This is a genomic window from Bacillus sp. FJAT-27251, assembly GCF_001273925.1.
Taxonomy (GTDB): Bacteria; Bacillota; Bacilli; order Bacillales; family Cytobacillaceae; genus Mesobacillus_B.
This window is the reverse complement of record NZ_LIGG01000001.1, coordinates 2863515-2890226: the sequence shown is the minus strand read 5'-3', so window position 1 is coordinate 2890226 and position 26712 is coordinate 2863515. Positions and strand designations below refer to the sequence as shown.

Sequence of the window (26712 nt, the reverse complement as noted above, 5' to 3'; positions counted from 1 at the left end):
TTATAGAGTCTCTTTTGATTCCGATAATCCTGTTATTAACTCTTTATAGATATCGAAAAAGGCAAAGTAGTACTCTTTGTAGACATATTCATCTGTTTTGTGCGTTATTTTTGTTTCGCCTGGACCAAACATCATGAATGGGAAGTTTTCATCTTTCCCTCGCAATAAGTTTGATGCATCCGTCACACCTGGCGAACCTTTTACCGAAATGTCCAATCCTAAATGTTCTTTACCGAGTTTTTTAGCAAGGTCCACCATTTCAGATTGTCCTGAAGTGAACACACTTGGTAATGACATCGTCACTTCAGCATTAATTTTAGCCCCTTCTTTATTGTATTTATCAGCAGTTGTCTTGAATAGGCTAATCACTTCATCGTTATCAAATTCCGGAATCGTCCGCACGTTGATTTCAGCTACTGCTTTTTCCGGGACTGAGTTTACTTGGTTCCCTGCATTAAAAATCGTGGTACTCATCACCAATTTGTCCAAAACTTCATTTTTACGATCATCGCCATTCAATTTTCCGTCCATTTCCAAAAGATATTTCATCAATGGATTGATCGCGTTGTACCCCTGATCAGGCATGGAACTGTGTGCGGCTTCACCAATGGAACTTACCCGCAAGTTCAGGGATCCTTTATGAGAGTAAATAATCGTGTCATGGGAAGGTTCAGCTACCCATAGATAGTCGACATCATCCATATAGCCTTCTTCGTATAACTTTTTCGAACCTGCGCCGCCGACTTCTTCGCCAGTCGTTGCCATAAAACGGACGGTACCCTTTTTTAGTTCATTATTTTCCTTGAGTTCAATCATCACTAAAGCAAGGTTGATTAAACCTGCCTTCATGTCGTTGGTTCCCCGACCGTATAATTTCCCGTCTCTTTCTGTCAATGTGAACGGATCGGAAGTCCACTCGCTTTCATCGCCAGGAGAAACGACATCCATATGGCCTGAAACGCCAATGACGGGACTCCCGCTGCCAATTTCCGCCACCAAGTTTACACGAGTATTTGTAACCGGAACAATTTTAGACTCGATGCCGTATACAGCAAATAAATTCTTCAAGTAATTGGCTACTTCGATTTCGTTTTCATTAACCGATTTCATGGCGATTATGTCAGATAAAATCTTTATCTTTTCTTCTTCTGTAAAATATTTCATGCTATATCCCTCCAGAATCTTCTGGCCATCCTTAATCCATTTTTGACTCATTTAACATCCGTCAATTCCGCAGCTCATACCTTCCATTAATATTTGCGGCTTTTGTTTCTTTAATTCATCCTCGATGATTTGTTCGAGAGTTTCCTTGGACCGCATCCCGGCAAGTTTCGTATCGCCAATGATGAATGTTGGGACGGCTGTAATGTTCGCTTCTTCATATGCATGTTTCAATGCTTGTTGATGGGCCTCTTTGTATCTCCTGGCAGTCAAGGCTTCCTTATACTCTTTTTCATCCAACCCTATTTCACCAGCTAATTTTGTCAGTACATCGATGCTGCCGATATCCTGTTCTTCCTGGAAAAACGCACGCAGCATGCGGTCATTATACTCATTGCCTTTCCCCTTTTCCTTGGCATATTGAAACCCCTCGAAAGCCAGATGGGTATGGGGCTGGGGAGAAACTTTCGGAAGGACAATTTTAATTCCCATGTTCTCAGCCATTGGATAAACGGATTGCCTCCAGGTATTTTGCAGGTAATCCCCTCCCGGCTTCAATGTCTCATTCGGATAAGGGCGGAGCTCATAAGGCATCCATTCAATTTCGACATCTTTTCCTTTAACTGCTTCTTCAAGTGGTTTTTCTGCCAGAAAACAAAATGGGCACACATAATCTGAATAGACTTTTATCTTTACGGTCATGGCTTTATCCTCCTCGCATTAGGCATATTTACGGACCTTAGGCTTTGTTATTTTACCTATTCTATTTGAATATTGGGTATCAGTAAAATAAATTGATTTTGAAGGACTATGGCGCTCTTCCTGGCAGATTAGGTTTTATAGTGTTTTTGACTTTGAAGAAATAAGCGGAAACATTCCGTTTAAATTGGGAAATACCGATATTTCCTTTAAAATAAGGGAAGGTTTTCCGTTTATATGATTCAAATTTTAAAATTTTGTCTTATTTGGAGCAGTTAACCGGATTATCTCCGCTTATATCAGCTTCTAAACTGCTTTTTTATAGAATAGCCGGAAATTCTCCGTTTAAGAGTCCCATACTTACTGATCAACTACCGAGTTTACTTCATCAACTTGGTTATAGTCAGGTATGACAATTGAAAGTACGGGGAAAACTTACTTATTCATTAGGAGGGGTTAGATAGATGGTTTGGGATGTATTGAATGTGATTGGAACCATTGCTTTCGCGATGAGCGGGGCACTCGTTGCGTTGCAGGTAAAATATGATATTATCGGCGCCTATGTTCTCGGATTGATCACTGCATTTGGAGGCGGAGCGATTCGAAACCTTTTTACTGGCATTCCGATCATACAACTATGGCAGCAGACCACTCTTTTTATCGTTGCACTTATTACCATAACAATTGTCATTCTATTGCCAAACAAGGCCGTGAAACTGCTGACGAAATGGAGTTTTTTTGACTCAATTGGCCTGTCAGCCTTTGCTGTACAGGGAGCTATGTATGCACAATCGATGAATCTGCCACTGTTTGCTGTCATGTTTTCAGCGGCGATAACCGGTGCAGGCGGTGGAATGGTTCGTGATGTTTTGGCCCAGCAAAGGCCCATTGTGTTGCGTCAGGAAATCTACCTGCTGTGGGCGATTTTTGCCGGGTTCCTTATAGGCATGGATTTGTTATCAGCAGCCCATCATTACTATATTATTTTTACCATTATTCTAATCATGCGCGGAATCTCTCATCGGTTCAACTGGAGTCTGCCCACCAGGCCGGTTCAAAATCCAAAAGAAGATGTATGACGGGTACCAGAAAAAGCTCACAGTGCGTGAGCTTTTTCTGTTGCCTTTTCGAGCAGGAATGAAGCAGCAGAACCGTCCCCCTGTTTCATTTCAGTGCTTTTAGTGCCTTTTTTTTGAATCCGCACTCCTGGATGGCTTTGGTCAGTTCTTGGCGCAGCTGGGCTAATTCAAAATGGACTAGTTTTTTTTCTGCGACGACTTGCTTTCCGGCGATGAATACGTCGCTTACATTGCCGGCATTGGCAGAGTATACTAAAACGGAATATGGGTCAAAAATAGGAAACATATTGACAGAATCGGTTTCTACTAAAATAAAATCCGCTTGTTTGCCTGCTTCGATCGAGCCAATTTGCTCCTGCAGCCCTAATACCCTGGCTCCCCCCATGGTGGCCAGCCTGACAATTTCCATGGCTGGAAAAGCACTGCGATCCTGTAAGTTGGTTTTGTGGAAATTGCCAAACAATCGCATTTGGGTAAATAAATCGAGAGTGTTTCCACTGCTTGGGCCATCTGTTCCCAACCCCACCGTCACACTAGCAGCCAATAAATCCTTGATGCGGGCTACTCCTTTTGCGGATTTTGTATTGGCGCCGATGCAATGGGCCACCTTCACATCATACTTCTTTAACAATTCAATATCATGGTCGGATAAGTGAATGCAATGGACGGCTACGAGCCTTGGGCTCAGCACACCAATCTCTGCTAAAAATTCTATCGGAGTCTGGTTCCGTTCTTCGCGGTATTTTTTCATTTCAAAATCCATTTCACTAACGTGTATCATCCATGGCACTTGGTACTTTTGCGACAAAGCATCACTTTGTTGAAGCACTTCAATGGTAGTCGAATAAGGGGCATGCGGTGCGACTGAAGCCTGGATTCGCTCATGTCCCTGCCACTTCGGCATAAACTTTTCAGCGTATTGCAATCCTCCCATAGGCTCTTCGACATCTACTGTTATCGAATCTAGCACGGTTTCGCCCAAAATGGCACGGCTATGCATTTCCTCGGCAGCCATGGCCAATTGCTGTTCAAAATAGTACATATCAAAAAATGTCGTCACACCGGCCAGCTGCATTTCCGCAATCGCATATTTTCCGCTTGTGTAGGCTAATTGTTCATTCATGCATTCATTTTCTAATGGAAATAGAAAGCGGCGTAGACGGTCAGGATAGTCATCGCCTAATGATCGAAAAGGAATCATGCCAATATGGGTATGTGTATTCACCATGCCAGGCAGCAAAATAGCTCCTTTGGCATCGATGCATTGATCATAGCCGATATCCTCCGGCAAGGAATCCATTCCGCCCACTTCCGAGATGGTTTTTTCGTCCACCAGCAGATAACCGTTTTGAAATTGCTCCATTTCCTTATTCATGGTTAAAATCCAGGCATTTTTTACAAGTAGTTTCACCTTTATTCACCTTCTACCAATGGAATCAATTCTTGGGAACGGACATTCATCATCCCTTTGTCTGTAATTTTAATCGACGGAGATACAGGCAAGGATAACGTTGAAAACGACATAATTTCATTTCTGTTGCGATAGCCTAGCTTGATCATGGCTTGCCGCACTTCCTTCAATTGGGCACCCAGCTCCTGAATCGGTGCATCGCTGATAATCCCGCCAACAGGCAGCGGACAGACCGCTTCCACCTTTCCAGCTTGTGCAACGGCATAGCCGCCTTGCATATCCAATAATTGCTTTTGTGCCACGACCATATCTTCCATGCTCGTTCCCATCACCATCACATTATGATGATCATGTGCCCAGGTGGTTGCGACCGCGCCTTTTTTAGTTAGGGCGTTTTCGACAAATCCGTAGCCTATATCTCCGGTTTTCCCATATCGCTCCATCACCATAATCAAGGCTAGCCCGCTGTTTTCCCAATCCAGATATCCGTCAATCACTTTCATTTCCCGCTTTACATGTTGTGTAAAAGTACCAACTTCCGAAATTTGCATTACGTTGACGACAACCTTTTCCGCAGCCTTCACCTTAATTTGCAAATCCTCGAATGTTAAGGGACGGCATGTCAGGGATTGATAAAAATGCTCAGGAAAATGAGGTTTCTGTGCTGGGTAACGAAAATCATTTCCTTTTTCATGTACTAATTGGCCATTCTTATAAACGGCCGCAATATCGAGGGTGTCCAAATCATCCAATAATAGAAAATCAGCCTTAAAACCAGGGATAATCGCACCGCGGTCCTGGAATCCCATTCTTCTCGCAGGAGTATAGGTAGCACAGTATATTGCCTGCTCTACTGGCATGCCGCATGCAATCGCCAATTTGACGTTTTCATTCAAGTGCCCCTCTAGTAAATCATCCGCCATCACATCGTCCGTAATGATGGCAACATATTCATAAAAACGATTTTCAACGATTACTGCGATATTTTCACGTGTAATCGACTTCTTTTGCAACTCCAAAAACATTCCATTTGTAATCTTTTCATAAATGGATTGCGGCGACTGGTGAGTATGATCGGCCGTTAGACCTGCATATAAAAATTTTGCCAGCTCCAAGCCCGAAACGCGGGGAATATGGCCTTCCAGTGGCATAAATGGTTTTTCCGTTTGGACCTCCCGCAAAATTTGCCTAATCAATGAATCTGGTTCATTGACAATCCCATTAAAGTTCATCGCTTCCCCAAGTGCGATGACTTTTGGGTGTCGCAAAAGCCGTTTTACCTCATCGATCCCAATGATTCCACCTGTCGTTTCGAGTTCTGGCGTCGTCGAAGGAACAGAAGAAGGAATGGCAAAGAATATATCCATCCTGCTTGGCTGTAAAAAGAACACCTCCAAACCTTCCATCCCAAACACATTCGCAATCTCATGAGCATCCGCCACCACGGTAGTCACTCCATGAGCCAATGCCGTCTCTGAAAAAATCGAAGGGGAAGTCATAGAGCTTTCAATATGCATATGGATATCCATTAAACCCGGGATCAAATATTGATTTGTGGCATCCACCACTTCCTCAGCCTCTACATGCTCCAATTCATCGGCACTCAGATAGTAGAATTTGTCCCCTTTAATGGTTACATGTTTCTTTTCGAACTTTTTGGTAAACGTGTTAAACACTTGTGCATGGATAATCGCCAAATCGACCTTCATGTCTTATTCCCCCATCTAAAAATTCAGTTAAAAAGAAGAAAAGGCCAAGTATGATCCTTAGCCTTCTCCTTCCTTGCGTTTTTATTTGTTCAGAATTCGATTCCACTGATGAATCCAGGATTCCAGGTTTTCATTCACGAATGCGGAATCAACCATCTTTGTACGTTCTGCCACTTCACCATATGTTTTATTTTTGGCTGTTTCTTCATCTAATACAACATTTTTATTGGTTGGAGCTTCATTAATCGCCACAGCCGTTTTTTCCTGTACTTCCTGGCTTAATCTCCAGTCAATATATTTATAGGCCAGATCTTTATTTTTAGAATTTTTGTTGATATTGATTGTGTTAAAGTTCGCGTATGTGCCGGATTGCGGAACGATATATTCTACATTTGAGTTTGATCCAGAAATAATCGGAACAGCAAAGTCACCCACAACAGCTGCGACAATTTCACCTGATTGGAACATATTCGCCAGATCAGAAGATTTGCTGTAGGTTTTTACAACGTTTGGAGCCAGTTCCGTGATGCCTTTAAAAGCGGCCTCTCCATTATCGGTTGTAATGTCCACGTTCTTGTGATCACTTGCCAGGTGAAGCATAGCTGGGCCAAAGGTGGAAGTGATGTCAGGAATGGAAATTTTCCCTTTCAGAGATGGATCCCATAAATCTTCCCATTCATTGATTTCCATGCCTGCCGCTTCCTTATTGTAGATGATTCCGATACTGTTCAGCGTGTAGGCAGGGCCCGAACCATCTGAAGATAATTCTTTGGCGCTGTCAATAAGGTTTTCCATATTCGGGATATTGGAGCTATCCACTTTTTCAAATAAGCCTGCATCTACTCCTTCAGCCGCACTGGATTGAGATAATTCAATGACGTCAACCGTGGAGTTTGGATTGCTTTTAAGTTTCGTAAGACGTTCGGAGGTTGTACCGGTTTCTAGCACGATGTCTACATTGTATTTTTCCTCAAATGGTTTGAAGACATTTTCCTGCATTTTGTCTTCTTCCAAACCAAAAGTGGAAACAATCAAAGTTTGTTGTTCTTTTGCCGCATTGCCGCCGCCGCATGCCGCTAACAGACCAGCTGTTACTAAAGTTAATCCTGCTAACGCGATTCTTTTCTTCATTTTGTTCTCTCCTCGTTTTTTTAAAATAAAAAACCATTGTATTTCAACTTCACTCTTAAGGTGCTTTTTTAATAGCCTGCCCTAAACGATGATCAGTTTATGAGCTTGAATGTGCAAGGATACAGAATCTCCCACTTGATACATCACATCATCAGCTTCGTTGACAAGTAATGGGCCGATTGGCGTTTCGACTTCATATTGATAAGACTTGCCCAGGAAGGTACGAACTTTAATCGTCCCAGACACAGTATTATTTCCATTTGGCTCAGTGCTTGTCACAATATCGATATCGTCAGGCCGTATCGTTCCAATATGTTTATCTGCTTCCCAATGCCGGGTACTTAGGAAAATCGTCCCCTCGGCTGCTCTGTACTTCCCTTCTTCCACTCTAGTTAATTGAAAGAAGTTCTCAAAGCCGATAAAACGGGCAACAAACTCCGTTTTCGGATTCTTATAAATTTCTTCAGGGGTGTCAAACTGTTCGATAATCCCTTTATTCATGACCGCTACTTTGTCGGAAATCGAGAAACATTCTTCCTGGTCATGGGTTACAAATACAGATGTAATCCCTAATTGGCTTTGGATGCGTTTAATTTCGATTCTCATCGCCACACGCAATTTAGCATCCAAATTACTAAGCGGCTCATCCAACAATAACAGTTTCGGTTCAATGACCAGGGCACGGGCTAAGGCCACACGCTGTCTCTGCCCGCCTGAAAGCTGTTTTGGGTAGCGATCGCCCAGCTCTTCCAGGCCTGTTATCGCTAAAATATCTTTTACCTTTTGGTCGATTACATTCTTTTTTTCCTTGCGCAGCTTTAAGCCGAATGCGACGTTTTCTCTGATTGTCAGATGGGGAAACAAAGCATAGCTTTGGAATACCATGCCAAATTTGCGCTTATGGACAGGCACCTTTGTCAGGTTTTGGCTGTCAACCAGGAATTCTCCACCATTTGGATTGATCAATCCTGCAATGACACGTAAAGTGGTGGTTTTCCCGCAGCCGGAAGGCCCTAACAAGGAGACCAATTCCCCTTTTTCAATCGATAAATTCAAATCCTTTAATATATCATTTTTATGGTCATAGCTCACACGAATATCTTTTAGTTCCACATAGGACATGTTGGTGATTCCCCCTTAGCTGTCTTTTCTTGCCGCTTCCTATGAAATGCTTGCCAACCCTAATGTCTTTTCAATAACGAACATGAGGACGACGGTTCCCAGCATTAAAATCACAGATAGTGCAGATACGGATGGATCATAGTTGTATTCAATATAATTCATTAAGCTTGTGGGCAGCATGGTTACACCTGGTCCTGATAAAAACTGTGACACCGGAATATTGTTAAACGAATTAATGAATGCCAGCATAAAGGAAGCAAAAATTCCCGACGTTATATTCGGTAAAACGACTTTCATGAAGGTTTGCAATTTCGTGCAGCCTAATGTCCAGGAAACTTCTTCAATCGATCCATCCAGCTGCTCAATGGTTGAGCCTACAACACGAATCACATAAGGCAGGCATATGAGGAAATGGCCCAGCAGCAAGCCTTGGATGAGCGGAAATTGTAGTTGGATAACAATGAATTGATATAAAGAGTACCCGACAACCAAGCCTGGCACGATGGTCGGCGACAGGAAAAAGCTTTTAATCCAATTACGCCCGAAAACGCTGTGGCGGGCCAATGAATAGGCAGCTGGAATCCCAACCAGGAGAGCCAGCACAGTTCCCCAAAATGCGATTTGCAAACTTAAAAGGAAGCTGTCCGTAAAGGACTGGTTTTCAAACACCTTGCCATACCAATCAAGGGTAAAGCCCTGGATTGGAAATTGGATCGTTGAATTGGTTCCAAAGGAAGTCACAACGATAATAAGCAATGGAACAAACAGGAACGCGAATACCAAACCCGCAAAGATTTTCAAACCGATTTGTTTACGCACTTGCTTCACCTCTCTTATCGATGCGTCCAGCAACGACGTTAAATAGCTTCATCACGACTAAAGTCACCACAATCATCACCAGGGCAATGACACTTGCACCCTGCCAGTTGCCAAGCGCCGTCGCATTTTGATACAAGAAGGTGGCCAGCATGATGTTCCGGTTTCCACCTAATAATTGCGGAGTTGTATAAGCGGTCATCGTTCCTGTAAACACCAAGATGCTTCCGACAATAATGCCTGGGACACTTAGTGGTAAGACCACTTTCATGAAAGCAATCAAACGATTTGCACCTAATGTTTCAGCTGCTTCCATGATTTCCGTCTCAATGTTTTCCAGGATTCCTACTAACGTGATGATCATCAAAGGCAAGAATAGATAGATCGATCCAATGATAATCGCAAACTCTGTATACAGTAATGTAAGTGGTTCGGAAATCACTCCCAGACCCATTAACGCATTATTCACTACCCCGCCTTGTCCCAAAATCGTAATCCATGCGAAACTTCGCACCACCGAATTGGTTAAGAGCGGAAACAACGTTAACGACATTAACAGTCCGCGCCATTTTTTCGGGCTTTGTGAAATGTAATAAGCGGTCGGAACTCCCAACAACACGCAAACCAATGTCACAATCAGGGAAATTTTTATTGTCCTCCAAAAAATACCCACATTATACTCATCCTTAAAGAATGAAATATAATGGGCCAAGGTGAACCCTCCATCAAAGAAAGTTGGAAAAATGATGGAGATAAGAGGTAACACCAAAAACAAAATCAAAAGAATCAATCCCGGAGCCAGGATGAGATAGGGGATTCTTCGCTGCGTCATATCTGGCCTCACTTTCCGTTTTTACTATATTTAAAATACTTTTATGATTATATTGAAAAATCTTCTTGTTGACAAGCAAAAATACGAACATTTTTATTTTCTTTTTATAAAATCATTCGTTATATTCGATAAAATCAGTTGATAAAAATAATAAATTAACCAGATATTCGTATTTTACCTAAAAAAAGAAAAGATTATAAGCAAAAGAGCCCAGGAAATATGTTCCACCGCCATGAGTGAACAATATTTCCTGGGCTCCAAAGAAGATGGGTCTCTTACCACTAGTAAATAAGAGACTGGAACACCATCATATCGCTACTCATAGTCGAACCTTTACGGGGTCCGGTAGAAACTCGCAGGCCATATCCCTGCTATTATATGAGAGAAACTATTCATTTTTTAGTACTATAGCATCATAACAAAATAATTATCTTATGAAAAGCATTTTTTGAAGCAAGGGGACGGTTCCCTTGGTTCCCTAATTTTTTCCTGAACCCCGGGAGAATAAAAAATGTCTGCAGAATCAGGAAAAACACAGGGTACGTCCCTGTGTTCCTACTTACTTTATCCTGCTGAATATGGATGGTATCTTGGATATAAACTGGTGTTATGAAGATGTTTATTTATCTCCCCAGCTTTTTGGCAGATGTTCCGCCGATTCCCCAATGTGTTTTAGGATATTCTGTAACCAATATCCGAATATTTTCCGGTGGTGAATTTAGAGTTTCGGAAACGGTAGCCGTTATATTTTCGATTAACGCTTCAATTTTTTCAGGAGGGCGTCCCTCCATAATACTGACTTGTATGAGTGGCATGTTCTCACCTTCCTTTCTATTAAGTATAGCACCCGCTACCTATTTAACCAGCAGGTTCACTTCACCAAGTCCTTCGCCAAATTTAGCACAAACGTGATCCCCTGGCTGGATGCGAACGGCTGCCGTAATCCCACCCGTTAAGATTGGCTGGCCAGCTTTTAACGATTGACCTTTCCTTGCCAGCATATTGGCTAGGCGGGCCACAGAGTTTGCAGGGTGGCCTAAAACATCTGCTCCCTTTCCCATAGCAGCCACTTTTCCGTTAATGATTAACGAAACTTCGATTGTATCCAGGCTCTTGCCCTCTACCCTGCTAATAGTTGTCCCAAGAACAGCTCCTGCTGCTGATGTATTGTCCGCAATGACATCCGCTAATTTAAAATCGAAGTTTTCATAACGGCTGTCGATAATTTCAATCCCCGGAAAGACATAATCCGTTTTTGCCAAAACTTCTTCTGCGGAAACATTTGGTCCTGTTAAGTCTTCCTTCAGGACAAAACCAATTTCGGGTTCTACCTTTGGATGGATATAATCTGAAACAAGAATCGTTTCGCCATCCTGGACTTGCATATAATTAAAAACATAGCCATAGATAGGGTCTTCGACATTCATTTGTTTCATTTTCGCTTCACTTGTCAAGCCCATTTTGGGTCCTATAATTTTATGCCCTTCCGCTAACTTTTGTCTTACCAATTCTTCTTGTGCAAGATAGGCGTCTTCTATGCTGAAGTCGGGATACACTTCTTTTGTTAAACGAACAACCTCTCTTTTTTCCTTTTCGGCACTGTGCAGGAAATTTGCCAGTTTTTTAATTGTTTCTGTATTCATGTTGGAACCTCCCTGAGACATTTTTTCTTGAGTTTACTTGCTTTCCATTTTTTATGGAAAGACTTTTTGCCAGACTAGCCACTCCTATAGTTTAACAGCGATATTGGTTGTTTCGGTGTAAAGTCGAAACTATTTTTTCCACCTTCACGGCCGATTCCAGATTGCTTCTTGCCCCCGAAATTCAGGCAATAAGTTAATTCATTTGAAAAGAGCATATAGACAAATTACACAGCGCCTCGGATTAACATATTTTAAATCATTAGCTGTTGGAGGAGATGCGATTGATCATACATGTTGTTCGCAGCGGAGATACACTTTGGAAAATTGCCAATCGTTATAATGTGAATATGAATTCAATGATTGAATTAAACGGGCTGCCAAAACCGAACCAGCTTTTGATTGGTCAATCCTTAGTGGTTCCTGTACCCGGTACTTCCCATGTGATTAGATCTGGAGAAACATTATGGTCTATTTCACAACAATACGGTGTCACCATAAACTCCATTATTCAAGCAAACCAAATAACCAACCCCAATGTTATAAATCCAGGTACTACACTATTCATCCCGCCAAGAATTCACACCATCCAATCTGGGGAAACCTTATGGCAAATTGCCAACCGGTTCGGAACCACTGCTCAAGCAATCATCAGTGAAAATCAAATTCAAAATCCAAACCTCATTTATCCGGGTACACAGTTAAGAATTCCGTTTCGGAAACCAACAATTGAAGTTAACGCATATACGTATGAAGGTGATGCTGCAGGTGCCCAGACCATTAATGAACTTGGTCCGCTGCTAACTTACMTAAGTCCATTCGCTTATATTATGAACGAAAATGGGGAGCTAACTCCTATACGTGATGAGTCGAGGATTCAAGCTGCTAAAAACCAAAGAGTCGTACCCATGATGTCGATTACAAACTTCACTTCCACTGCAGCTGGATCAAATGTAGCTCATTTGGTTTTATCCAGTCCAGATTTACGCAAAAAAGTCATAACCAATATGCTTCGAATTATGGATGAAAAGGGATATCAAGGAGTAAACATTGATTTTGAAAATGTGCTTCCTGCCGATCGTGAGTTTTACAATCAGTTCCTCCAGGAAACAGTAGACCGCCTGCATCCACGAGGATATTTTGTCTCGACTGCAGTGGCCCCTAAGGTGAGCGGTACCCAAGCCGGTCTGTTGTATGAAGCACATGATTATGAGGCGCACGGACGAATTGTTGATTTTGTGGTGCTCATGACATATGAATGGGGGTACCGCCTTGGCCCGCCGCAAGCAATCTCTCCGGTTAATCAGATGAGACGTGTCGTAGAATACGCCCTTTCCGTTATGCCAGCAGAAAAAATATTTCTAGGGTTTCAAATTTATGCAAGGGATTGGCTTCTCCCCCATGTTCAAGGACAAGAGGCTGAAACATTCAGTCCGCAGGAAGCCATTAATCGCGCTCTAAAATATGGAGCTTCGATACAATATGATACCCTCGCACAATCTCCATTTTTCCGTTACACAGATGAGCAGGGCCGTGAGCATGAAGTCTGGTTTGAAGATGCTCGAAGCGCCCAGGCAAAGTTCAACTTGGCCAAGGAATTCAACCTCGGGGGAATCAGTTATTGGGCATTAGGTTACCCCTATCCGCAAAACTGGGTCTTATTAAGGGATAATTTTAATATTAAAAAGTTAATCTAGCAGGCAGAGTCAATTTACTAGTTTCCTAAATATTTCCATTTTTAAGACAATCTCCATAAAACAAAGGAAGGCTCAGAAACCTTCCTTTGTTCTTTTACATAACTGAGTTTTAAAAAATAAACGGAGAAATTCCGCTTAAATTGGGAAATACTCATATTTCCCGGAATATAAGGGGAGTTTTTCCGCTTATACCCATCCAATCCTTTGTTCTTGGCCAATATTTAGAAGTTAATCGGAAATTCTCCGCTTATTTCACCTTATTAGAGCCCAGTTTTAGCCATTAACCGGAATTTCTCCGCCTATCCCGTTCCTTGCCTGCACGTCACATCGTTGAAGAAGCGATATTTACACGCACTCTCGTTAAATTTGCTTCTATATGCCTAGTACTCGTATTATCCCTGCTCTTACCAGCTACGTCACCTCCTTTTCATAGACAAGGGGACAAGGTTTGGTCCCCTTGTCCCCCGTCGCCCTACTTGCAAGCTTCGAATGTCTGCAAAACGGCATTGCCTAATTGGGTATCGTCTGCACCACCGTCTACTGCCCATGGCGGTGTATTGGGAATGGCCGTATATCCGCGTTCATCCTTGCTTTTCATTTTTGCTTCGAATTCGTAGCCCATTTCACTGTTAAAGAACACCCATTGAAATAAATGCTCTTTCACAATTTTCTTATCGCTTTTCTCGCCAGTGACGAGTCTGGTCACGATGGCTTTCATATCCTCATCGGTATATTGGCGGTTAACCGCAACCTCAAAACATTCTCTCAGCTTCCTGCCAATTAAGGCAGGGTCATATGGTTCTTTTAAAACAGCCGGTTTATTGATATTGGTACGAATCCCATGCTGATCAAAGCCATCAGGTATCATGAAAATGGTGTTGTCGTTGATATTTCTATAAATTCCCACACTGTAATCCATCGATGTAATCCCCCATATAAGATTAATTAATGTAAAATAATAATCTTTAATTCTATTGGTTTATTAATCGCAGTCATTGAACTCGCATAGTCTTTCGCATCATTTAAGGCCTGGATCTGATCAGCACTTAAATTACGGTCAGGAAGGACTACCTCCAGAACCTTTTTGTCATAGTCCCTTTGCGATACAGCCTTCACAGTCTGTGTTCCATCGTATAATGTGACGTTTCTCGGTGTCTGATCTGTAAACTGGTTCAACTTATTCAAATCCTCGACAATCCTGTTATAAATTTGTCTTGGCCTGGTTGTATAGGTAGAGGCCGCTGGGTCCAGGCTCTTAATGCTTGTCAGCACCCGATTGCTCAGCTTATCCACTACCGGGAACGTAATACCAAGGTTATTCCCCATAAACTCATCAATTTCCTTCCCTCTTTGGAAGGATGATAAGCTCCAGACATCATATCCCTTTGGCCATGCAACCAGTTCATCGGCAAAACCTGGCAGATTGGGCACCATTTTTCCGGCTTTAAGCGATTTCAGAACGGCATTGATCCCTTTCGTTCCGATAACAGCCAGAACAATGGCACTAACATTATAACCGATTTGCTCGGCGCGTTCGAATGCGTTTCCGTCTTCCCATTTTCCAAGTTCAGCTTCAATTTGTGCGCCAAACGTATCGATGAGCGGCTGAATATGCTCTTCGTCCCCTGTCACAATATACATTGCCAGCATTTCGGAAATGAGGTAGATTGCCTCAGCTGTTTCAACCGGGTGTGTGATCGCTTCCCAGGCATCAAGGCCCGCATCCTTTATCCCCAAACCAAGACCTTTTGCAAAATAGCCAACCAGTTTTGCCACGTCAAGGGCGGAATCTATCTCGCTGTTTTTGTGTAACGGATCGTCATCCTCACTATCAATGATTCCATCATGGTCGGTATCTACAAGGAAAGCAGAGGTGCCAAGTTCCCTTTCTTCCAGATCGGACAGCCCATCGCCATCGGTATCTTTTTTCGTAGGATCGGAGGTGGTTTGATAATAATCGCCATTCACACCTGAAATTCGAATGGTGCCGCCCTCTTCGCCGTCAAGCAATCCATCTCCGTCCGTATCCGGATTATCAGGCAGTGTGTAATACATATTCCCTTGGCCGTCTCTCCAGCCCTTCAGCTCCACCACATCCGGAATTCCATCCTTGTCGGTATCCACACTCTCGCCAACATTATCACTGATCCTGCTAAAGACTTCAGGCAGTTCCTCTGCACTGGATACTGGGAAATATTGTCCTCCCGTATCCTTGGCAATTTCCCGTAAAAGTCCCTCATCCACACTCGTTCCAAGGCCTACCGTATAAATGATAATACCATTGTTTATAGCCGTAGTAGTAATGGAGGGACTATAGTCCCCAACCCCATCGGTTAATAAAATCTGCATCTTAATTCGTTCATCCGAACTATCTTTAATTAATTGCTGGTTAGCCAGATTGACCCCGGCACCGATATTTGTTCCGCCCCAGGCACCAACACGATCAATTGAATTCTTTACTGCCACAAAATCAGCCGTTAATGCCTGCCTAAGGGACGCAGAAGAAGCGAATTCAACCACTCCCGCCCGGTCTCCTTCAATTAGAGCATCAACAAAAGACTTGGCCGCTGTTTTCCGGTATCCATTCCTGTCATTGCTGGACATACTGCCTGAAGAGTCAAGCACAAACATTAAATCGATGGATTTCAGTTCTCCACCTGAGCCATCGCGGCCATCCCCTGTGTTGAGCGGCGCTTCCCATTTGGTTTGCCAGGTCGGGATATAAAAGAGAACATAGGTAGAAAAGTGATCGGTATCTCCCCAGACATATCCGTTTTCCGCGTCAACGCCTTGATTGTCGAGAGGAACAAATGTCATCATCTTTTCATCAAAATAAAACATTTTGACGTTTTCAACATCGCCGTTTGGAATTTTACTAGCATCAAATGGGATTTTGAGTTTTGCAGTGCTAAAGTTACCCTCGACTTCAATATCAACAGGCGCAGAGACAAGAGAATCCATTTCCTCAAACATCGGTTCATCTGAAAGATCGACGATATCCACCGTTTTTGCCAGATTCCCTGTTCCATCCAGTTCTACCTCGACATTGGTTACAGGGTCCTGAACCACATGAGTCAGTTCTTCGAGTCCGTCCTTAATTCCATCTCCGTCTGTATCAGGATTATTGGGGTCTGTCCCTAATTCATATTCTGTCTGGTCATCAAGACCGTCATGGTCGGTATCCATAAGAAGCGGATTGGTGCCAAACTCCTTCACCTCAAACGCATCGGACAAACCATCATAATCCGAATCAGCAGCCCAGGGGTTGGTTCCATATTTCTGCTCTTCAAGGTTGTTCAACCCATCATTATCCGGGTCTTCTTTGCCATCCGGAATCCCATTTCCATCCGAATCCTTTTTTAATGGATCGGTAAAGGTTACATATAGTTCATATCCATCAAGCAGCCCATCGCCATCTGAATCGGCTTTATTGTGCTTTAATTTAAGTTCTTTTTCTATGTAGTCATCCACACCATCGCCATCACGGTCAAAAATGGCTTCTCCTTCGAGAAGAATGGAGTGGGCTGTTCTCCACGCCTTTTGGTAAAAATGAACTTGTTGTTTTTCGTTGTTTTCATTTTGAAAATTATTGCCTTTTTCATAAAAAGAAAAGGCATTTTTCAGCTGGGACTTATATTTCTGCGGGTACCTTTCGATATCTGAATCTAGTTTATTTAAAGCCTCGAGTGTAATGATTTTATTCGCTTTAATGATCTTGTTAATAATATCTTTAATCTTTGCTTTATAATCTTTGGTGCTTTTGGGATCGGAATAGTAGAAATTAAGTTTTTGAATCGCAGTGATGCTCTCTTCAAATACAACTGGGCTTGTAATCCGGTTCCCAATTTCAAACGTTCCATCGATTGCCTTCTCTAGAGCAATAATGGCATGTTCAACCCGGTTGTCGTATTCAGGAAGAACATCTGGGTCAGGATACGGCAGATTCCTTAAATCCGCGATTGCTTCCTGAATTAAACTTTTTGCTGCTTGTTCCTGTAAGAGTTTTTGTGCTAAGCCAGCCGGGGATTTTTCCGAAGATTCTTTTGCGAACGCTAGGCTTGGCAGCAATAAAGATGAAATCAGCATAACGGCCATAAACACTTTTAAAAACTGAGACAGCTGTTTCCTATTCACCATTTACCCTCCTAAAATCTTTTAAAGTTGCAAAAATTTAGAAAATTTTATGCACCTATTTATCATAATGGAAAATACTTCTAACTTCTATATGTTTTTTGTAAAATATCGAATGCGATATCTTTACAAAGCAAGGATTCATATTCTTCTGAAATTCTATTAAAATGAAGAAAGATAATGCCTATTTTTCCAGGGGGTGCAATCATGTCGGTTAATATTTATCAGATTCATATCCAAACAAATAGCCTTGATGAGGTGAAAGCGTCTTTAGCGGATTGGTTAAGTCACACACATAAAGAAGAGACCGTTATCTATGAGAACCAAGATTCAGCCATTCAATTTTTTCATAATAAGATTCCTTCCTTATTTGCGGTAAGCACCATTAATGAAAAGTGGATCAGCATTCTCCATGATGCGTATGAGCCGCCATTTGATCTGGCAAACACATTATCTGCTAGTTTTGAATGTACGGTCATCCAGTTAATGGGGCAAAGCACGGTTGACACCTATTCCTTAAGCGTCCATGAAAAAGGCAGCATCATTCGAAAAATGACTTACGGCGAAGAGAGCATCGGATTGGAACAAGAAGGCGATCCATTTCCATTTGAACCATCACTTTGGCAAGAAGACGAGGAACACCACTTTTTTGACTATGAAGATATGAACAACTTTTGCTCTCACTTTGGAATTGAAATTTTAACTGACCCTTCTGAAAAGGATGGAGAGTGGACAATCATTAAGGTGAGGAAATAGAAGCCTGGGGACGTACCCTTGGCTCCTCCAAGAAAGAAGCACAGGGTACGTCCCCAACCTAAAATGGATCGGAGGTAAGGAAATAAAGGTTAAATGGATATGCTAATCGATCTGAATATGTATGAAAAAATAAACGGAGAAATTCCGCTTAAATTGGGAAATACCCATATTTCCCGGAATATAAGGGAAGTTTTTCCGCTTAAAGCCATCAAATCAGCTGATTTTAGTCAATATTTAGAAGTTAATCGGAATTTCTCCGCTTATTTCAGCTCCATGAAGCCCTGTTTTGTACAATAACCGGAATTTCTCCGCCTATGACAACTTGCCTAACACGAAAAATCGTTGCAAAAGCGATATTTACACCCCAACAACCGTTTTTTGTCATAAAACACAGGCTACCCCTTCACTCCCGAGACTTCCCAAGTTCTTTTTGCAGATATTGAATTTCCTTTTGAATGCCAGGGAAACCCGCTACCTCGGGAATTTCTATCGGCCTTGGCGACACATTTCGGGTCGCAGCATTTGCCATTGTTTCAAAGGCAAATAAAATCTTGGCTAATTTTTCATCGGCAAGGCGGGGCCTATTAGAGGCCTTTGAATCATTTTCCAATAAGAATCCTAATTGTCTGACTGTAAAAATAACAGGCCAGTAATAATCCAAAGCCTTCCGATTAGCAGGAATTTCACCGGCCGCCGTGTTATACAAGGTTTGTAAATTATTTATATTGGTCCTCATTTTCATTCTTTCCCTGCTTTTTCTTGCCACAAATCCTTCTCCCTGATCCGAAAAAAGGACAAAAAGGAACTGTGCCTGACTTCGGAGAGTTTTGCTCAGCAAGTGAGGAATCCTGCTGGAAGCGGATTTCCTCCCTGTCAGATAAACCCCTAATAGTCCAATTCCACTGCCGATTACAATATCAATAAATCGCGCCTCCGCAAAATAGGCAAAGTTAAACATCCMTCCGCTTGTACTTTCAGCCATTAACAGGGCATTCGGTGTAAAAAAAAGGGCCGCTAACCCGTAATTTTTCACGATAAACAACTCGGTCACAAAGGTTAATCCTAAAATAAACAACACAATTACAAAGCCGGATGGATGCAGGGAAAGAACGAACCCCGCAATGACGATGCCAATGATCGTACCAATAAACCGTTGTATCGCACGGTGAAAGGTAGACACAATGGATGCACCCGACATCACGGCTACACAGGATAAGGGAACCCAATAGGAACGGGCAAAATCAAGCTTATAGGCAATAATGGCTGCAATCGCCGTAATCACTCCAAAGCGTACGGACGAAATAAACACGATTGAATTTTTATCAAACGCCCCCATAAAAATGGTTTTTAAGGAGACAGAATCAAACTGAATCGATTTGTTTATTTTACTAACCGGTTCATTCAGGATGGCTTCAGCATCATAGATGGTGGCGAACAGCTGAGTTACCGGCTCATCCAGCTTATCCGGCTGTAGTATCCTCTTCTTTTCCCGCTTATCACGTTTTTCCAAAGAATGTGCAAGCAATCGGGCCGATTCTCCCAATTCTTTAGGTAACGCGGTCCCTGCATTTGAAAATTTTTCAACCACCTTGATAAACAGCTCATTGGCAGACAAGTTCAATAGATATAATCGATTAAACTTGTCAGTGGTTCTCCACGGAATATAACTTGCTGAAAGAGTCTCTTCCGCTTCCTGTAAAACTTCCATCACTTGATGCTTGGTTTCATTGAATCTTTCGGTTCCGACTGAATCCAAAAGATCCGCCAATTGCAAATAAACTCTAGTCACCACACCTGTTTCCGGGCCATGCGGGTTAAAAAACCAGCCGGCCATCGCGATTATCCACGATAAGCAGCCACTTAGAAACACCAACCCAGCCCTTAAAAATGCTTCATCCGGGTTAATCGGCATCCCTGTTGCCATGGCAAACACCAGCACGAAAAAGATGGCGGAAGGACCGGCTATTTTTAAGGCGCCGAAAATAAAAATGGCGGCCGCTCCAATGATTCCCATTAAAATCGCCACGGCTAATGGATAGGGTGCACTAATACTTCCCAAATAGGTAACAAGGGTCAAGCCAAGAACGACACAAAAGATTTTCTTTGCACGCTGCGCATATGGAATATTAAAAACGTATAAATAGGCAAAGCCGCCCAAGCCCGCAATCAAACCATATTGCAAATGGCCAAAGGCTAATCCAATCAATACAGGCAGAGCAGCAGCCAGCCCTGCACAAAATGCTTTTAACCATGGAAATGGTTTCTTATTTACTTTCAGCGCCTGCATAAAAAGAGAAGGTGTAATTGCGTTATCTCTCATCCTAATCCTTCTTTACTATTATTTCTATTATCATTATGCATAAATTACTTCATTGTTATGAGTACCCTATTCCACAAATTAGATTATCAGAAAAAAGCAAAGGGCCCATCCCCTTTGCTGCCTAAGCGCTAATCTCTTCATCTTGATGATTCTTCTTCCTTGCAATTAACGTAACTTCCTGGCTGTAGCCGATATGGTGATTACTTTCGATGACCGTTCCCGAATCAATGACGGCATTTTCGATTTCGACATTTTCACCTACGACGGCGCCTGGCAAGATAACGGAGTCTTTAATCGTGGTCCCTTTACCAACCCTGACCCCAGGTGAGAGGACTGACCTTTGGATATGCCCACTTACCTGACAGCCTTCGCTTAACACAGATTGGGTTATGAGAGCCGATTCGTCCAGAATCAAAGGAGGCTGGGATGGCTGCGCGGTATATATTTTCCACTCTTTATGCTGGAAAAGCGGGTTTTCGGCGCCGCGCAATAAATCGAGATTCGCTTCCCAAAAGCTCTCCACCGTGCCAACGTCCTTCCAATATCCTGTGAATTGATACGCGGAAAGATGATAATTTTCACCAATCATATAGGGAATCACATCTTTTCCAAAGTCCTCAAATGCACGTCCATCCTGATTATCACTTGTCAGGAGATGTTTTAAGGTCTTCCAGTTAAAAATATAAATCCCCATTGAAGCCAAGTTCGATTTAGGTTTTTCCGGTTTTTCCTCAAACTCTGTTATTTGCTTCGAATCAGGATCCATATTCATGATGCCAAACCTGCTTGCATCCTCCCACGGTACCTCTATCACAGAAATGGTGGCATCCGCAGAATGTTTCTTATGGTGCTCGAGCATCTTACTGTAATCCATTTTGTAAATATGGTCACTCGACAGGATGATTACATATTCCGGATCATGAGAATCAATGAAATCAAGGTTTTGATAGATGGAGTGTGCGGTGCCCTCATACCATCTTCCTTCGTTGACACGATCATACGGTGAAAGGATCGTGAGCCCATCTTCCCCCTTGTTCAGGTTCCAGCAATCACCTGTGCCTATGTAGTTTTTGAGAGTATGATGCTGATATTGAGTAAGCACCCCAACAGTGTGAACCCCCGAATTACAGCAATTGCTTAAAGCAAAATCAATAATTCGATATTTCCCGCCATATGGAACAGCCGGTTTGGCTGTATCCTCGGTCAAATCCTTTAATCTCGAACCTCTGCCGCCTGCCAGCAGCATGGCAATCATTTCTTTTCCCATTGGTTGTTTCCTCCTTGGATGTCGTTTCTTAGATCTGGCATATTACTATTTGGAGAGAATGATATTCCCTTGAATTAAAAGAACTTTAGCGTAGAAGGACATCAACCATCCTTCCTAAATCTTTTTGTTCCTACCTTTGCTCCTATTTTACTTCCCGCTGTTTTCGCTAGGTAAACTAAATCTTTTATTGTGGAAAAGTTTTGCACGATAAAAAAAGTGCCCGTTCCCGCACTCCGCTCCGGTGAACAGGCACTCTCCTTAAGCAGCCCTTTTTTGTTTTTCCACTTGCTTTTCACGGTTCTTTTTAAGGGATAGCTTCCTAATGGCTCCGGCTAATCCGGAAGGGAAGCCAAGCAAGACCACAATGTATAAGAACCCAAGAAAAATGGTCCATCTTTCAAAAATGGGATGGTGAGCAGCAAGCTCTGAGAGATAATGTCTTAAAAATTCAATGATTCCGGCACCTGCGATAGCACCAGCCAGTGTTCCCAGGCCTCCGATCATTGTCATCAAAAGGGCATCCAGGGTCACTTCAATGGAAAACACATTTGTGTTGATGAAGCGGAGTGATACGGCATAGAACGCCCCGCTTAACGACGCCGCGATTCCAGCTATGACACTGGCAATGAGTTTATAATGAAGGGACTTGTATCCTATTGCCTCTACACGCTGCTCATTCTGGGAGATGGCTTTCAACACCTTTCCGGTGGAGGATTCGGTGAAAAGCTTCAACAGGATAAACACGGCCGCAACACTTAACAGGGTTATATAATAGAAGGAAGTACGGTCCTTAAACAAATCAGGAACACTGAATGTAAAACCGTCTCCTCCATATGTAAGCCCCCGCCACTTTTCTGCCAGAACCAAAAACAGCTGTGAAACGGCAAGTGTCAGCATGGCATAAAAATGGCTCTTCAGCCTTAAGGAGAGCAGTCCAATCACGTAACTGACCAACGCTGATATTACTATACCCAAACAAAGGCCCAGAAAAAAATTTACCAAAGTCGGTTCCATCCGGTTAAAAATCAACGCCGTGCTATAGGCTCCTATCCCAAAGAACATGCAATGGCCAAACGAGACGATGCCGGTATACCCTAAAAGGATATCAAAACTCATCGCAAAGATCGCAAAGATGAAGATTTGCGTCAATAAAATCAGCATACTCCGGGAATCGTTGACATAGGGGAAAAGCAGCATGACGAGCAGAATCCCGATGCCCCAATAAAGCGGTACTTTATTAAATAGTCCCTTCATACTTTACTCCCCTCTCCCATTAGCCCTGTTGGTTTCACTAATAAGACGATGGCCAGCAAGAGCATGTTCAGAGCCAGCGACAAATCCGGAATATAATAGGCCATAAAGGCTCCTCCAATCCCAACGATTAAGGAAGCCAGTGCCGACCCCTGCAAGCTGCCCATCCCCCCGATTATCACGACAATGAAAGCAAGAACGGCATACTGCATTCCCATCTCAGCAAAAACAACTCCTGAATAAGGTGCCAGCAGGGCTCCCCCCAAAGCAGCCAGCGCAGCTCCGAGCAGGAATACAAATGTAAACAGCCCCTTTACATTTATCCCGAGGGCTTGAACCATTTCCTTATCCAGAACACCGGCCCTGATCATAAGCCCAATTTGAGTACGGCTTAGCAACAGCCATAACGCCAAATAAAGAACCAACCCGACTGCAATCACAAACAGCCTGTATTTAATCAAAATGATTCCATCAAACTGAAAGCTCCCTTCCAGCCATTGCGGCAGATCCACTCGTATGGGGTTTGGGCCCCAAAAGAGTTTGATGCTTTCTGATAAGACAAGCATCCCTCCTAGAGTAATCAAAAGTTGCCGGATATGATTTCCGTAAACAGGGCGTATCAGGAACTTTTCCAGTAACCACCCCAAAACCATTCCGATCAGGATGGCCCCTATGACAGCCAATAGGAAGCTGCCTGTCTCCTTAAAAATCCAGGCTCCGGAAAATGCCCCCCAGACGAATAACCCGCCATGGGCGAAATTCAAGACATCCATCAGCCCAAAGATCAAGGTAAGGCCAGCAGCCAGAAGGAAAATGAGCAGCCCTGTTGACACACCATTTACCATTAAGTTAACAAAGACCTCCATATCAGCCCGCCTTTCGCCTTACGCTATGCCGAGATATTTCTGGCATGTTTCCTTATCTTCTTTTAAATCCTGCATCCGTCCGTTATGAACAATTTTTCCATCATCCATGATATAAAAATAATCACCGATCTCGCTGGCCATCATAAAATTCTGTTCAACGAGGAGAATCGTTGTTTTTTCTTTCATTTTTAGGATGGATTCCATTAGTTTTTCCACCATAATCGGTGACAGGCCTTTGCTTGGTTCGTCAATCAGCAGCAATCCGTCCCCGTTGATATAGGCCCTTGCGATAGCGAGCATCTGCTTCTGGCCGCCGGAAAGCAACCCGCTTTTCTTATGCCAGAATTTTTTCAAATCAGGGAATAGTTCCAGCATCCAATCCATTTTTTCATCAGTATTTCCAGTGCTCTTTGCACTTGCCAAACCAAGGGTTTCTTCCACTGTGAGCGAACTGAATATCCCCTGATTCTCTGGTACGTACCCTATTCCTTTTCTGGATATCAGGTGTGTGGGTGTGCCGCTGATTAATTGTCCGTTGTAATGCACAGCTCCGGTACTGGAAGAGTTAAATCCCATGATGGAGCGAAGAGTGGTCGTTTTTCCCGCTCCATTTCTGCCAAAAAGGACCGTAATGCTTCCCTTTTCTACCGATAAAGATACTCCCTGCAAAATGTGGTATTGCCCCAAATAGGTTTCAAGATTATCCAATTTTAATAGACTCACTGTGCAGGCCTCCCAAATACGCGGTTTGAACTCTTTGATCCCTGATGATTTCATGAGGGTTGCCGCTTGCTAAAAGCTCTCCATTAAATAGAACGATCAGCCTGTCGGATAAATACATGACCATCTCCATTTTGTGCTCAATTAAGACGATCGTGTGGGTGCCTTCCCTCTTAATATTTTCAATTACGTCCAAGATGGCAGGTATTTCTTCAAGTGAAATGCCGGCGGTAGGCTCATCCAGAAGCAGCAATTCAGTTTTCAACGCAAGGAGCATGGCGAGCTCGAGTTTCCGCTTTTCCCCATGTGCCAAATCTTTGGCCAGGACACTCTCCTTCCCTGTCAGCATACACTTCTCCAATACAGCCTTTGCTTCTTCCTGCTGGCGTGAAAAGAACGAAAACCTTGGAAAAATGGAGTAGAAATCCTGATTCGACGATTGGACGGCAAGTCTGATGTTTTCAAGAACGGTTAGTTCCGGAAAAATATTGGTGAGCTGGAAGGAGCGGCCAATGCCCCTCCTAGCCCTTAATGGAATCGAAAGTTTGGTGATTTCTTCGTTCTTAAAATAAATTTCTCCTTTAGTCGGTGTGACTTGCCCGCTCAATAAATTGAAAAGTGTTGTCTTCCCGGCACCATTCGGCCCAATGATCGAGGTAAGTTTTCCACGCTCAATTTCAAGGTTCATCCCTTTGATTACATCATGTTCACCAAAGGAAACAGACAAGTTTCTAGTGGCCAAAATAGGTTTCAACCTGGCGGCACCTCCTTGATAGGGCTGTGAAAACAGCCCCTTTTATGATGAATGATTCTACTTTCCATTTCTGACAGGCGGCTCTGTTTCTTCCATATTCAATTCCCGGACAAGGACAGGAACTGGATGGTCAACACCTTCCTGTTCTTCAAGGGTGACAGCATAAAGCGACTGCAGGGCCTGGTGGTCTTCTGCCCGGAATTTCATCGAACCCTTAGGTGTTTCAAACTCCATATCTTCCATCGCTTTTATCAATCCTTCGACATCCTTGTCGCCACTCGTCTTCTTCAGAGCCTCCACAATCGCAATGGCCGCCGTCATTCCCCCTGCAGTAAACAAGTCTGGTATCTCTCCATTAAATTTTTTCTTATGCTCTTCTACCAGCCAGTCATTCACTTGATTGTCAGGAAGGGTATGATAATAAATGGAGAAGCCGCTCATCCCTATTAGTGAATCCATTGTCCTAAGCGAAGCAATATCCTGCGCGGCAGTAGAAATCTTGATTCCCTGCTCCTCCAGCTGCATATCTTTCAACTGCTTCCAGGGTGCATTTGACCCTGCCCAAACGATGTAAAGATAGTCAGGTTTTTCGTTAATGATACTTTGAATATTGGCGGTGAAATCCGTGGAGTTTGGATCGGCATATTGTTCATTCACTATGGAAGCTCCGAGTTTTTCTGCCCCTTCCTTAAAAGCAGCAATCCCTTCTCTTCCAAAAGCGTTATCTTGTGCAAAGGTAGCGATGCGAACATTCTTTTCGGCAATCGCTGCTGCCCCGGCGACCGCATCCTGTGAAGAATTTCTTCCTGTCCTGAAAATATACTTGTTCCAGTTTTTCCCTGTAATGCTATCGGCAACTGCAGGCTCTACCACCATAATTTTTTCGTACTCTTCAGCAAGGGGCAGCACAGCCAATGTATCCCCCGAGCTTGATGAACCTACGAGGAAATCCACTTCGTCCTCTTCCAGCAGCTTGGTCGCTTTTCTAACGGCGACATCCGGTTTCGTTTCCGTATCCTCGACAAGGAATTCAATCTTTTTTCCGCCTACCTCATTTGTCCCTTCAGTTGCATATTGCAAACCGAGTTCAAATCCGGCAACGGTTTGCTTTCCATAAGTCTCAAGAGGGCCCGTTAAAGAAGCCAGGACACCAATTTTGATGGCGTCATCTTCCTCAGAATTCGCCGTGTTTCCCGAACACGCTGCGGTAATGATCATTGTGAGCCCTATGCAAAGCGTTACAAATGTTTTAAGACACCTTGAATTCCTTTTCAAAGCCATTCCTCCCGTTATTGATATTCTTTTATTTGAACTGTTCCATAGGGTGATTGTTATCGTTGGTTTTCAACG

Annotated in this window: 22 protein-coding genes, 1 pseudogene and 1 riboswitch; of the genes and pseudogenes, 3 read left to right on the top strand and 20 right to left on the bottom strand. The window is 43.0% G+C overall.

What is annotated here, in order from left to right:
* Both ADU22_RS13500 and ADU22_RS13495 read right to left on the bottom strand, forming a co-directional pair.
* Positions 1 to 1164, bottom strand: coding sequence for an ArgE/DapE family deacylase (locus ADU22_RS13500; protein ID WP_053362622.1), 1164 nt, complete (start codon positions 1162 to 1164; stop codon positions 1 to 3).
* A gap of 51 nt (positions 1165 to 1215) precedes the next feature.
* Positions 1216 to 1863, bottom strand: coding sequence for a DsbA family oxidoreductase (locus ADU22_RS13495; RefSeq protein ID WP_053362621.1), 648 nt, complete (start codon positions 1861 to 1863; stop codon positions 1216 to 1218).
* 461 nt (positions 1864 to 2324) lie between these two features.
* On the opposite strand from ADU22_RS13495, the gene ADU22_RS13490 reads away from it, so the two are divergent.
* Complete coding sequence (locus ADU22_RS13490) at positions 2325 to 2939, top strand: trimeric intracellular cation channel family protein (protein WP_053362620.1); 615 nt, start codon at positions 2325 to 2327, stop codon at positions 2937 to 2939.
* An 85-nt stretch (positions 2940 to 3024) separates the two neighbouring features.
* Here the strand turns inward: ADU22_RS13490 and ADU22_RS13485 are convergent, their stop codons facing one another.
* The 9 genes and pseudogenes from ADU22_RS13485 to ADU22_RS25635 all read right to left on the bottom strand — a co-directional run.
* Complete coding sequence (locus tag ADU22_RS13485) at positions 3025 to 4350, bottom strand: amidohydrolase (RefSeq protein WP_053362619.1); 1326 nt, start codon at positions 4348 to 4350, stop codon at positions 3025 to 3027.
* 2 nt (positions 4351 to 4352) lie between these two features.
* Positions 4353 to 6059 (bottom strand): adenine deaminase C-terminal domain-containing protein, encoded by a 1707-nt coding sequence (locus ADU22_RS13480; protein ID WP_053362618.1) that lies wholly within the window; start codon positions 6057 to 6059, stop codon positions 4353 to 4355.
* 81 nt (positions 6060 to 6140) lie between these two features.
* Positions 6141 to 7190 (bottom strand): ABC transporter substrate-binding protein, encoded by a 1050-nt coding sequence (locus ADU22_RS13475; protein WP_053362617.1) that lies wholly within the window; start codon positions 7188 to 7190, stop codon positions 6141 to 6143.
* An 81-nt stretch (positions 7191 to 7271) separates the two neighbouring features.
* Entirely contained in the window at positions 7272 to 8312 is a 1041-nt protein-coding gene (locus ADU22_RS13470) for an ABC transporter ATP-binding protein (protein WP_053362616.1), read from the bottom strand.
* A 39-nt stretch (positions 8313 to 8351) separates the two neighbouring features.
* Positions 8352 to 9131, bottom strand: a complete 780-nt coding sequence (locus ADU22_RS13465) for an ABC transporter permease (protein ID WP_053362615.1) — start codon at positions 9129 to 9131, stop codon at positions 8352 to 8354.
* Complete coding sequence (locus ADU22_RS13460; protein WP_053362614.1) at positions 9124 to 9960, bottom strand: ABC transporter permease; 837 nt, start codon at positions 9958 to 9960, stop codon at positions 9124 to 9126. Before ADU22_RS13460 ends, ADU22_RS13465 begins: the two co-directional genes overlap by 8 nt.
* A gap of 302 nt (positions 9961 to 10262) precedes the next feature.
* A riboswitch (purine riboswitch) is annotated at positions 10263 to 10362 on the bottom strand.
* Positions 10363 to 10583: 221 nt separating this feature from the next.
* Complete coding sequence (locus ADU22_RS13455; protein WP_286132398.1) at positions 10584 to 10802, bottom strand: 4-oxalocrotonate tautomerase; 219 nt, start codon at positions 10800 to 10802, stop codon at positions 10584 to 10586.
* 12 nt (positions 10803 to 10814) lie between these two features.
* Entirely contained in the window at positions 10815 to 11603 is a 789-nt protein-coding gene (locus ADU22_RS13450) for a 2-keto-4-pentenoate hydratase (protein ID WP_053362612.1), read from the bottom strand.
* 84 nt (positions 11604 to 11687) lie between these two features.
* Positions 11688 to 11782, bottom strand: a pseudogene (locus ADU22_RS25635) (aldehyde dehydrogenase family protein); the annotation flags it as partial.
* 102 nt (positions 11783 to 11884) lie between these two features.
* On the opposite strand from ADU22_RS25635, the gene ADU22_RS13445 reads away from it, so the two are divergent.
* On the top strand, positions 11885 to 13297 hold the full coding sequence (locus ADU22_RS13445) for a LysM peptidoglycan-binding domain-containing protein (protein ID WP_053362611.1): 1413 nt from the start codon (positions 11885 to 11887) through the stop codon (positions 13295 to 13297).
* Between the two features lie 472 nt (positions 13298 to 13769).
* Here the strand turns inward: ADU22_RS13445 and ADU22_RS13440 are convergent, their stop codons facing one another.
* Together ADU22_RS13440 and ADU22_RS13435 are read right to left on the bottom strand one after the other, a co-directional pair.
* Positions 13770 to 14216, bottom strand: coding sequence for a hypothetical protein (locus ADU22_RS13440; RefSeq protein ID WP_053362610.1), 447 nt, complete (start codon positions 14214 to 14216; stop codon positions 13770 to 13772).
* A 26-nt stretch (positions 14217 to 14242) separates the two neighbouring features.
* On the bottom strand, positions 14243 to 17431 hold the full coding sequence (locus ADU22_RS13435) for an endonuclease toxin domain-containing protein (protein ID WP_197280056.1): 3189 nt from the start codon (positions 17429 to 17431) through the stop codon (positions 14243 to 14245).
* A gap of 204 nt (positions 17432 to 17635) precedes the next feature.
* On the opposite strand from ADU22_RS13435, the gene ADU22_RS13430 reads away from it, so the two are divergent.
* Positions 17636 to 18184 carry a hypothetical protein gene (locus ADU22_RS13430; RefSeq protein ID WP_053362608.1) on the top strand — a complete coding sequence of 183 codons (549 nt, stop codon included), beginning with the start codon at positions 17636 to 17638 and terminating at the stop codon, positions 18182 to 18184.
* Positions 18185 to 18587: 403 nt separating this feature from the next.
* Here the strand turns inward: ADU22_RS13430 and ADU22_RS13420 are convergent, their stop codons facing one another.
* From ADU22_RS13420 to ADU22_RS13390, 7 genes are all read right to left on the bottom strand, one after another.
* Positions 18588 to 20504, bottom strand: a complete 1917-nt coding sequence (locus tag ADU22_RS13420) for an FUSC family protein (RefSeq protein WP_053362606.1) — start codon at positions 20502 to 20504, stop codon at positions 18588 to 18590.
* 121 nt (positions 20505 to 20625) lie between these two features.
* Positions 20626 to 21771, bottom strand: coding sequence for a glucose-1-phosphate adenylyltransferase (locus tag ADU22_RS13415; RefSeq protein WP_053362605.1), 1146 nt, complete (start codon positions 21769 to 21771; stop codon positions 20626 to 20628).
* A gap of 258 nt (positions 21772 to 22029) precedes the next feature.
* Positions 22030 to 22980: a branched-chain amino acid ABC transporter permease gene (locus ADU22_RS13410; RefSeq protein ID WP_053364570.1), complete on the bottom strand. Its 951-nt coding sequence runs from the start codon at positions 22978 to 22980 to the stop codon at positions 22030 to 22032.
* A gap of 41 nt (positions 22981 to 23021) precedes the next feature.
* Positions 23022 to 23888 carry a branched-chain amino acid ABC transporter permease gene (locus ADU22_RS13405; protein WP_053362604.1) on the bottom strand — a complete coding sequence of 289 codons (867 nt, stop codon included), beginning with the start codon at positions 23886 to 23888 and terminating at the stop codon, positions 23022 to 23024.
* Positions 23889 to 23906: 18 nt separating this feature from the next.
* The gene (locus ADU22_RS13400; protein ID WP_502688745.1) at positions 23907 to 24665 is read right to left on the bottom strand and encodes an ABC transporter ATP-binding protein; all 759 of its coding nucleotides are present in this window, start codon (positions 24663 to 24665) and stop codon (positions 23907 to 23909) included.
* Positions 24589 to 25362, bottom strand: a complete 774-nt coding sequence (locus ADU22_RS13395) for an ABC transporter ATP-binding protein (RefSeq protein WP_053362602.1) — start codon at positions 25360 to 25362, stop codon at positions 24589 to 24591. Before ADU22_RS13395 ends, ADU22_RS13400 begins: the two co-directional genes overlap by 77 nt.
* 57 nt (positions 25363 to 25419) lie before the next feature.
* Positions 25420 to 26580 (bottom strand): substrate-binding domain-containing protein, encoded by a 1161-nt coding sequence (locus ADU22_RS13390; protein ID WP_502688764.1) that lies wholly within the window; start codon positions 26578 to 26580, stop codon positions 25420 to 25422.
* Positions 26581 to 26712: the final 132 nt, after the last annotated feature.

What these genes read in the sequence shown, in the direction of transcription:
- ADU22_RS13450 (WP_053362612.1), bottom strand. Translation starts at nt 11,603, where the DNA reads ATGAATACAGAAACAATTAAAAAACTGGCAAATTTCCTGCACAGTGCC.
- ADU22_RS13430 (WP_053362608.1), top strand. Translation starts at nt 17,636, where the DNA reads ATGTCGGTTAATATTTATCAGATTCATATCCAAACAAATAGCCTTGAT.
- ADU22_RS13415 (WP_053362605.1), bottom strand. Translation starts at nt 21,771, where the DNA reads ATGGGAAAAGAAATGATTGCCATGCTGCTGGCAGGCGGCAGAGGTTCG.
- ADU22_RS13470 (WP_053362616.1), bottom strand. Translation starts at nt 8,312, where the DNA reads ATGTCCTATGTGGAACTAAAAGATATTCGTGTGAGCTATGACCATAAA.
- ADU22_RS13495 (WP_053362621.1), bottom strand. Translation starts at nt 1,863, where the DNA reads ATGACCGTAAAGATAAAAGTCTATTCAGATTATGTGTGCCCATTTTGT.
- ADU22_RS13390 (WP_502688764.1), bottom strand. Translation starts at nt 26,580, where the DNA reads ATGATCATTACCGCAGCGTGTTCGGGAAACACGGCGAATTCTGAGGAA.
- ADU22_RS13490 (WP_053362620.1), top strand. Translation starts at nt 2,325, where the DNA reads ATGGTTTGGGATGTATTGAATGTGATTGGAACCATTGCTTTCGCGATG.
- ADU22_RS13405 (WP_053362604.1), bottom strand. Translation starts at nt 23,888, where the DNA reads ATGGAGGTCTTTGTTAACTTAATGGTAAATGGTGTGTCAACAGGGCTG.
- ADU22_RS13475 (WP_053362617.1), bottom strand. Translation starts at nt 7,190, where the DNA reads ATGAAGAAAAGAATCGCGTTAGCAGGATTAACTTTAGTAACAGCTGGT.
- ADU22_RS13400 (WP_502688745.1), bottom strand. Translation starts at nt 24,665, where the DNA reads ATGAAATCATCAGGGATCAAAGAGTTCAAACCGCGTATTTGGGAGGCC.
- ADU22_RS13440 (WP_053362610.1), bottom strand. Translation starts at nt 14,216, where the DNA reads ATGGATTACAGTGTGGGAATTTATAGAAATATCAACGACAACACCATT.
- ADU22_RS13500 (WP_053362622.1), bottom strand. Translation starts at nt 1,164, where the DNA reads ATGAAATATTTTACAGAAGAAGAAAAGATAAAGATTTTATCTGACATA.
- ADU22_RS13480 (WP_053362618.1), bottom strand. Translation starts at nt 6,059, where the DNA reads ATGAAGGTCGATTTGGCGATTATCCATGCACAAGTGTTTAACACGTTT.
- ADU22_RS13460 (WP_053362614.1), bottom strand. Translation starts at nt 9,960, where the DNA reads ATGACGCAGCGAAGAATCCCCTATCTCATCCTGGCTCCGGGATTGATT.